The sequence below is a fragment of the Corallococcus sp. AB030 genome (assembly GCF_003668965.1).
Taxonomy (GTDB): Bacteria; Myxococcota; Myxococcia; order Myxococcales; family Myxococcaceae; genus Corallococcus; species Corallococcus exiguus.
The window spans coordinates 1-2,726 of the sequence record NZ_RAWQ01000406.1 but is presented as its reverse complement, the minus strand read 5'-3'; the positions used below and the strand labels follow the sequence as shown (position 1 = coordinate 2,726).

1 protein-coding gene is annotated in these 2,726 nt (G+C 68.4%); it reads right to left on the bottom strand.

Features of this window, described 5'->3' with window-relative positions; genetic code table 11:
- Positions 1-2,400, bottom strand: a 2,400-nt coding sequence (locus D7Y15_RS43035; RefSeq protein ID WP_148713039.1) for a carboxypeptidase-like regulatory domain-containing protein, incomplete at its 3' end; no start/stop codon positions are given.
- Between the last annotated feature and the right edge of the window lie 326 nt (positions 2,401-2,726).

Genomic DNA, 2,726 nt, shown 5'->3' with positions numbered 1-2,726 from the left:
CCCCTTCACCACCCGCCCCTGGGCCGCCACCACCGCGCCCAGGTCCACGTCTTCCCCCCTGCTCGCTGTCACCACGCGTGACACAGGCACGAGCCCAGCCGCCTTGAACACCAGCGGGGACGTCCGCGGCGCGTCCTCCGTGGAGAGATAGAACGCGCCCTCGAAGTCCTCGACCACCTCATCGCCCAGCCTGAAGCGTGTGATGGGGGAGCCATCTTCGCGGGTGAGCCGCCCTCGGATGCCGGGCGCATGGCGCAGCACCAGGCGCACGCCCGAGCTTCCCGCTTGCACGACAACGGCCTTGGCGTGCTCGGATGCCGATATCCCGGTGCTCGCCTGGGCATCCAACGCGTAGTCCCGCGCGCGCACGGTGAGCTCGTGTGGTCCGGAGTCCAGATGGAGCACCTCGAAGCGCCCATCATCTCCCACCCAGGCGCGTGAGGTGGACAGGTGCGAAGGACATGACACGGAGCCTGGCCCTTCACCCCCCTGCGACGTGCCATCTCGCTGAAGGCTCACCTCCATGCCCACCAGAGGTCTCCCCGCGGAGTCCACCACGTGCCCCGAGACACGCAGCCCCTGGTCAAGCCGCAAGGACTCGTGCTTCGCCTCCGTACCGGCAACCTCCAAGTCCCTCCCCACACACCGCTTCTCGAGGGAACTCCATGCCTCCGCCTGGAGCCGGTACTTCCCTGGGGGAAGCCCCCTCAAGGTGAAGGAGCCCTGAGCATCCGTCATCGTGGCCAGCTCGGGCAGGGAGTCCGTCGGGTCATGGACAGGCAACAGACTCACGCGGACGTTCCGGGCGGGGTCTCCCTCCGAGTTCGTCACCTCACCCCTCACGCGCGCGCCCTCTCCGAGCGTGATGCGCAAATCCGAACCCGGCGACGTCACGGGAAGGACGATGTCCTGGAAGCCCTCCCGCTGGACTCGCAGGAACCAGGGGCCCGCCGCCGTGGCGTTGAGCAAGAAGGCTCCATCTTGACGGGACGTCGTGGAGCCCCCCGACTCCAGTCCCAGGTACCACGGAGGCCCCAGGTGGCGCAGGTCCGAGGGGACCATGTCGTCCTTCCTGGACCATAGTTCGAGTCGCGCTCCGCCCACCGGCCGGCCCTCCGTGTCCACCACGGCCCCCCGCACCACCGCGGCGTCGCGCAGCACGAAGGTCTTGGGCTTCACGCCGTCCACTCGAATCCACGTGCCCCACTCACCGAGGAAGCCGTCGGTGAGGGCCTGGAACAGGTAGCGCCCAGGCTCCAGGGGGCCCAATTCATACGTGCCGTCGGCGGCGGACTTCGTCTTCCTCCTCGCAGGCCAGGCGGAGTCGAACTCCGTGCCACCCCGGATCCGCGCGTACACGGTCGCACCGGGAATGGGCTGCCCCCTGGCGTCCACGACCCGGCCCCGCTGCCGCACGCCTGTCTCCAGTGAGAGCTCGACTGACGGAGCCTCCTCGCCCTCTCGCACTTTCACCTCCGAGAGCGCGTCCAGCCCCTGGTGATGGGCAGCGAGGAGATGAAGCCCCGAATGCACGCCTTCGAAGGTGAAGCGTCCGGCACTGTCCGTCGTCGTCTCCCTGCTGGGAAACGGGCCGTGGAGTGACACCCGGGCCCCCACCACCGGCTTCGTCCCCCGCAGCACGCGCCCTGGCAGCGTCCGTGAGCGCGACATCGTCACTTCAAGAGGAGGATGGGTCGCGACGTGGAGCTCCTCGAACCTGGAGAGCAGCCCCTCCCGCTGGAAGAGGATGACGTACTCGCCAGGAGGAAGCGGAGGGAGCCCGAACCGGCCCGCCGCGTCGGTGCGAGCCTCGAAGTATCGGCGGTGCGTGACGTGGATGGCGGTGACCAGGACGTCCCCGGCGAACTGTCCTCTGTCGTCGCGCACCCGCCCCCGCAGCGGACGCGGCTCCGCCAGCCGCACTTCCACGTCCTGCATTCCGGCGGTGATGCCCTCCCGAAGGCCCGCGCCCGAGGGGCTCTCGACCCAGAGCGTGAAGCTCCCCGCCCCCAACCCCGTCAGCGTGAAGCGACCCTCGCGGTCCGTGGTGGCGCGCACCAGGACACCTTCCTCCTCGAACCGCTCCGAGCGCCACGACTCCAGCGTGAACAACGCCGCCCGGCAGTGGGGTGAGAGGAGCCCGTAGTCCTCCCAGTCGTCGCGGGATGGACAGGGAATCATCTCCAGCGGCTTCGGTGACCGGGCGACCGTCGCCAGCACCACGGCATTCGCGACGGCCCCCCGCGGGCCCAGCACCTTTCCTCGCACAGCTTGCGAGTCACCCGCGGACACGGCAACCCCGTCTCGATGCGCCAGAACGAGGTTCTCCTGCGGTGTCGAGCACCCGAGCACGAATACGAGCACGCACGAGGCCAGCGCTCCTCCGAATCCGTACCTCATCGCCTCACCTTTCCACCATGAACCTGCTGGAGGATATCAACGCGTCGGGCCACTCCGAGGTCTACCCGCCTTGAGCAAGCTCTCCACACTTCCTCAACATCTCGACGCGATGGTGGAGGGCAGGTCGACGCGGTCGCCCATGGGGGCGCTGTGAACGCATGGGGAATCGACCCGAGGGGAACGCGAAATCATGAAAGCCGGCGGTCTCAAGCGGTGAACGCACCACGTGGGTGCTCACCATGGCACCCTGCTTGACGGGAGGCACTGGGTGCGAGGCAGAGGGAAAGCAGCAAGGCTGACAGGTGAGGACAGGCTGGAGATTCGTC